4 protein-coding genes and 1 pseudogene are annotated in these 3,371 nt (G+C 50.0%); 3 read left to right on the plus strand and 2 right to left on the minus strand.

Annotated elements, in window-relative coordinates; genetic code table 11:
- Positions 1 to 356: pseudogene (locus AWV70_RS10025) on the plus strand (octanoyltransferase); the annotation flags it as partial.
- A gap of 166 nt (positions 357 to 522) precedes the next feature.
- On the opposite strand, the gene AWV70_RS10030 reads toward AWV70_RS10025, so the two are convergent.
- Positions 523 to 1,158 carry an RsfA family transcriptional regulator gene (locus AWV70_RS10030; protein ID WP_060206653.1) on the minus strand — a complete coding sequence of 212 codons (636 nt, stop codon included), beginning with the start codon at positions 1,156 to 1,158 and terminating at the stop codon, positions 523 to 525.
- 186 nt (positions 1,159 to 1,344) lie between these two features.
- Here AWV70_RS10030 and AWV70_RS10035 point away from each other — a divergent pair, with 186 nt between their 5' ends.
- Together AWV70_RS10035 and AWV70_RS10040 are read left to right on the plus strand one after the other, a co-directional pair.
- Positions 1,345 to 2,640: an HD domain-containing protein gene (locus tag AWV70_RS10035; RefSeq protein WP_060206655.1), complete on the plus strand. Its 1,296-nt coding sequence runs from the start codon at positions 1,345 to 1,347 to the stop codon at positions 2,638 to 2,640.
- 1 nt (position 2,641) lies between these two features.
- A complete protein-coding gene (locus AWV70_RS10040) occupies positions 2,642 to 3,151 on the plus strand; it encodes a YwgA family protein (protein WP_060206657.1) in 510 nt (169 codons plus the stop codon).
- 19 nt (positions 3,152 to 3,170) lie between these two features.
- Here AWV70_RS10040 and AWV70_RS24450 read toward each other — a convergent pair.
- Positions 3,171 to 3,371, minus strand: a 201-nt coding sequence (locus tag AWV70_RS24450; RefSeq protein ID WP_235588611.1) for a hypothetical protein, incomplete at its 5' end; no start/stop codon positions are given.

Genomic DNA, 3,371 nt, shown 5'->3' on the forward strand with positions numbered 1-3,371 from the left:
GGATTTCGCAGCGTCGATTGCGCCAAGGCGTCGCGGTCCAAGTGTACTTGTGCGTGGAAGGCAGCGGTGCTGAGCGCGCCCGCCTTATCCGCGATTTATACGAAACCGGTCTGCAAGGTGAACAGACGAAGTTCGTCTATCCGGACATCCGCCCGGAAGTAATGGCATCGCTGTCGGAGCTCATCGGCGAGCCGCTTACGGTGAATGAAGTAGGCATCCGTGTCCAGCTGTTGCTCCGAGCTCTTTCGGAAGAGGAAGTGCAAGTGGGCGGTTTCACGCCGGAAGAGATGGAGCTTTATTTGTTTTATTTGAACCGAGTCGTTGAGCGGAATCAGAAAATGCTTGCGCGTGGCTGATGAAGTCGGGACGTTTATGCGCCGATAATTCGGTTTATGAGCGTTTGCGGCGATTTATGCGTGAGAAAATTCATTTATGAGGTTCTGCATCGGTTTATGGAATTTTATAGCGGATTATGCGTGAGAATCTACGTTTATGCGTTTTTATCAAAAGAAAACCGCCGGATCAGTGATTGATCGGCGGTTCTTTCGATACGAGATTACCGTTTCGCTCCATCGTGAAGACGGGAGCCGTGCGCTCGGAATCGTCATCCAATGTGACTAGGCGGCGCGCCCGGTTCATGATTTGTACGAATTGTTCGTAGTCGTTCCGGAGGGTTTTATTCTCCTGTTCAAGTTTGTCGATCTCTTTTTGGAGCGTCTCGACTTTTTCGTTTGCCATTTTAGCAGTCTGCTTCCATCTGAGTGATTCAGAGTCGCCTCCACCTGTATGATGCAAACGAATTAAATAAGCAATGACTGTATCAAGCGATAATGCGGATAAAGGGACAGCCGTCTTTTCATCTTGATCGACCCCTTGTACAGGGCTATATAATTGCTGGCTGCGCCGTTTGAAGTCTGCGCCTAAGACGCGCATTGCCTGCTTCCGTTCCTTCTTCGCCTCTGCTAGTTCCTTTTCGTAATCGCGTCGGACGACTGCATTCCATCTGAAACCACATGCGGCAGCGGTCCTGTTGAGCGCATCACCGACCTCTTCGAACGCGCTTAGTTGTGTACTGCCTTCCCGGACGTGCCGTAGCACCGTCTCGGCTAATAAAATATCATTTTCTTCAAGCCATGCATCCTGTCTAACTTTCACCATCTCCTTGCCTCCTGCCATGTTCATAGTCTCTTTCTTACGGTCAGTGTGTACAGTGTGTAAGCCTTTTATTCATCCAAACTGGAACGTAGGTCAAAATAATTGCATTCATTTGAATGAAACCTTCCTTTTCTCTTGCCCAGATTTTGATATACTTAAGAAAATGCGTCGACGGAGGTGGATAAAGAAGTGGACTATAAAAATGAAAAGCTTTTCGAAGAGAAGGTCTTCAAGGATCCGGTCCACCGGTATATCCATGTGCGTGATAAAGTCATATGGGACGTCATTGGGACGCGGGAGTTCCAGCGACTTCGCAGGATTCGTCAGCTTGGAACAACGTATCTTGTTTTCCACGGGGCGGAACATAGCCGCTTCCAACACTCGCTCGGCGTCTATGAAATTGTAAGGCGGATTATTGACGATGGTTTCAGCGGGCGAGCGGAATGGAATGACGAAGAGCGGTTGCTGACGCTTTGCGCGGCTTTGTTGCATGACCTCGGCCACGGTCCGTTTTCCCATGCGTTTGAAAAGGTGTTCACGCTCGACCACGAGAAATTCACACAGGCGATTTTGACAGGGGATACGGAAGTGAATGAAGTGCTTCGCCGCGTCTCGCCTGATTTTCCACAGCAAGTTGCGGACGTCATCGGCAAGACACATCCGGACAAGCTCGTCGTCAGCCTCATTTCGAGTCAAATCGATGCCGACCGGATGGATTACTTGCAGCGGGACGCCTATTATACTGGCGTTTCGTACGGTCATTTCGATATGGAACGGATTTTGCGCGTCATGCGGCCTGCTGAGGAGCAGGTAGTTATTAAGTTTAGCGGAATGCACGCAGTGGAAGATTATATAATGAGCCGCTACCAAATGTACTGGCAAGTCTACTTTCACCCTGTTTCGCGAAGTGCGGAAGTCATTCTCATAAAAATCTTGCATCGCGCAAAGCATCTACATAATAGCGGCTATCCGTTCCAATACGCGCCTGTCCACTTCGAATCGTTCTTCGATCGGACATTCAGCCTCGAGGAGTACATCATGCTGGATGAAGGCGTGCTTACGACGTACTTCCAATGGTGGCGCAAGGAAGAGGATGCAATCTTGGCGGATCTGTGCGACCGTTTTCTTAACCGGAGATTGTTCCAATACGCCGAGTTCGAGCCGGCGACGGAATACCGGAAACTCGGCGAGCTTGAGCGGTTGTTCAAGGAAGCGGGTATTGACCCGGAATACTATCTTGTCCCGGACTCCTCCTCCGACTTGCCGTATGATTTTTACAGGCCTGGCGAGGAAAATGAACGCATGCCGATCTATTTGCAAATGTCGAACGGTGAGTTGCGCGAGCTGTCCCGTTCATCGGAAATCGTCGATGCCATCTCAGGCAAGCGACGCACAGACCATAAAATGTATTTTCCTGAAGACCTTTTGGAATCAAGGGAAAATCCGCTATATGAAAAGATTTTACGACTGTTGAGAGGTGAGTAGTTTGCTGCAGGAACATGCTAGGATTGTCCAATTCATTGCCATGGCGGGAGAAGCGCGCGGGCGGAAGAAATTGCAGAAGATGATCTACATCGCGAAAAAGATGGATTTCCCTTTCGCTGAAAAATACGAGCTGCATATGTACGGTCCCTATTCGGAGGAATTGACGCTCCGAGTCGAAGAGCTTTGTGAAATGGGCTTCCTGTCGGAGAGCTGTACGGATAAGGGCTCGTACGTTCAATATAGTTATAACGTGACAGAAGAGGGCGGTCGATTCATTGAAACGGCGGAAGCGCCCCATGAAAAATTGGCTGATTGCATCGAGAGGTTGAACGGAAAAAGCTCCAGATTTTTAGAGCTGGTCTCTACATTGCTCTATTTCGATTATTTACCGAAGGACGAGCAGATCGCCAAAGTGCATATCGTGAAAAATAAATTGAATTTCACCGACGACGAAATGCAGGACGCTTTTGCTTTCATTGCGGAGCTGCAAGCGTGTTCGATCGTTGCGTAAGTTACGGAAATCCCCTTTTTTATGAGGGGATTTTTTTGTTGAAATCGCGTCGTGAGGAGGGAGCGTCTGACTTGTGGCCGTCCGCGTCCAAAGCAAGCCTCCGCGCGTCCAAAGCAATCCCCCGCGCGTCCAAAGCAAGTCGCCGCGCGTCCAAAGCAAGCCTCCGCGCGTCCAAAGCAATCCCCCGCGCGTCCAAAGCAATCCCCCGCGCGTCCAAAGC

The sequence above is a fragment of the Sporosarcina koreensis genome, from assembly GCF_001531445.1.
In the GTDB taxonomy this organism is placed as follows: Bacteria; Bacillota; Bacilli; order Bacillales_A; family Planococcaceae; genus Sporosarcina; species Sporosarcina koreensis_C.